General features: G+C 57.3%; 2 protein-coding genes and 1 pseudogene. All 3 read left to right on the forward strand.

Features of this window, described 5'->3' with window-relative positions:
- Positions 1-615 precede the first annotated feature (615 nt).
- On the forward strand, positions 616-834 hold the full coding sequence (locus EN749_RS34820) for a hypothetical protein (protein ID WP_128364872.1): 219 nt from the start codon (positions 616-618) through the stop codon (positions 832-834).
- A complete protein-coding gene (locus EN749_RS34825) occupies positions 831-1,781 on the forward strand; it encodes an ABC transporter permease (RefSeq protein WP_128364873.1) in 951 nt (316 codons plus the stop codon). Before EN749_RS34820 ends, EN749_RS34825 begins: the two co-directional genes overlap by 4 nt.
- 8 nt (positions 1,782-1,789) lie before the next feature.
- Positions 1,790-1,989, forward strand: a pseudogene (locus EN749_RS34830) (ABC transporter permease); the annotation flags it as partial.

Here is a 1,989-nt window from a genome sequence, read left to right on the forward strand (position 1 = left end):
GTATGGTAACATAACTTGGGCTTGTGCAGACATCAGAATTATTACGGTTTACCTGAACGTTTCTACCATTCAGACTTATAGCAGATTTAGAGAAGAGAAAAAGCGGAGCCGAGCCAAGGATGGGGCCGCCTACTCGAGCAAGAGGCGCTCGGACAGAGATCCTGAAGCAGGAGGTCACGCGGCAGCGTTAGACGTTTCATATGAACGATGGAAAAAGTGTGCTGGGATCGACGCGCTGGTGGTATCTCGCATGCCACTAATCGATCGGAATATGAGGCTTTCTTCGTAGACGAGCCGCAGGTCGTGCAGATTGCACGACAGCGGCCACTAGCTAGCTAGGCTACCTCGTGCGGGTAGCAGAGAACAAACCAATGAATGCACGGAGAAAGGGGACTAAGATGATTAAGAGTGGTCGGTCGCGAAAGGTAAGCTGTCCCGACGCGAGTTTTCAGGTCGGGCCGCGGTGCTCGGCGACGGCTACTGTTCACGATACGATAAAAGGCCCTTCGCGGCTAGCTTTTTTGGCGGCCGTCGGACCCAGGACATGACCTTTTCCCTCGAGACCAGTCTAAAGCTGCATGGAACGAGTCTCACTTCTTCAACGAGAAGTTCCAGATGCTGATCCAGGCCCGCGGCGAACTCGATGCCCGCAAGCGCAAGAAGCTTTATGCCGACATGGGCCAGATCGTTCGCGACGAAGGCGGCGTGATCATCCCGATGTTCAACAACTTCACCGACGCTACAGGTTGGCGGCTGGGTCGCGGATGGCAACCAGGAACTTATGGGCGGCTACGCGCTATCCATGACTCAAGGCCTGAGGCCCTACGGCCATGATTCTCAAGCTTATTGCCCAGCGCGTTGCGCTGGGCATCCTGCTATTGCTGGCCGTCTCGGTGCTGATCTTCGTCGGTACCAATCTCCTGCCAGGCGACGTCGCGCAGTCCATTCTCGGCCAATCGGCAACGCCGCTGGCGCTCGACAATCTCAGAAGGGAAATGGGCCTCTACGACCCTGCCTATGTCAGGTATTTCCACTGGCTCTTCGGAATTCTGCAGGGTGACCTGGGCACGGCGCTGACGACCAAGCTCGCTATCGCCACCTCAATCAAGGAGCGGCTTTGGAACACCTTATTTCTGGCCTTCTGGGCGGCGATCGTGGCAGTTCCCTTGGCAGTCATCCTTGGCCTGCTCGGCGTCCGCTATCACAATGGTCCAATCGACAAGGCTATTTCGGGCGTTGCCCTCGCCTTGACGTCGCTACCGGAATTCTTCATCGGCTATCTCCTCGTCTATTTCTTTGCCGTCAAGTTCCAAATATTCCCAGGCATTTCGATGATCTATGACGGCATGCCCTTCCTCGACAGGATGAAGGCGATAGCCTTGCCCTGCACCGCGCTGACCCTGGGCATCCTCGCACATATGATGCGGATGACGCGGGCCGCGATCCTCAACGTCATGCAGTCGGCTTATATCGAGACTGCGGAACTGAAGGGCCTGACGGCGTTCGAGGTCATCCGCAAGCATGCTTTCCCCAATGCCATTGCCCCGATCATCAATGTCGTGATCCTCAACCTCGCCTATCTCGTGGTCGGCGTCGTCGTCGTCGAGGTGATCTTCGTCTATCCGGGCATGGGCCAGTATCTGGTCGACCATGTCGCCAAGCGCGACGTGCCCGTCGTCCAGGCCGTCGGCCTGATCTTTGCCGCCGTCTATATTTTCCTCAATGTCGTGGCCGACGTGGCGTCCATTCTCGCCAATCCGCGCCTCAGGCATCCGAGGTAAGGAGCGCCATGTTAAGACGTATTCCCATCGGCGCCCTGATCGGCCTTGTTGTCACCACCCTCTTCTTCCTCGCGGCGATCTTTGCACAGTGGATCGCTCCCTACGGCCTCGGCGACATCGCCGGCGGAGTCTGGGAGCCGATATCGGCGCAATTTCTCTTCGGCACCGACAATCTTGGCCGCGACCTGCTCTCGCGCATGATCTATGG

This window comes from Mesorhizobium sp. M7A.F.Ca.ET.027.02.1.1 (assembly GCF_004022985.1).
Taxonomy (GTDB): Bacteria; Pseudomonadota; Alphaproteobacteria; order Rhizobiales; family Rhizobiaceae; genus Mesorhizobium.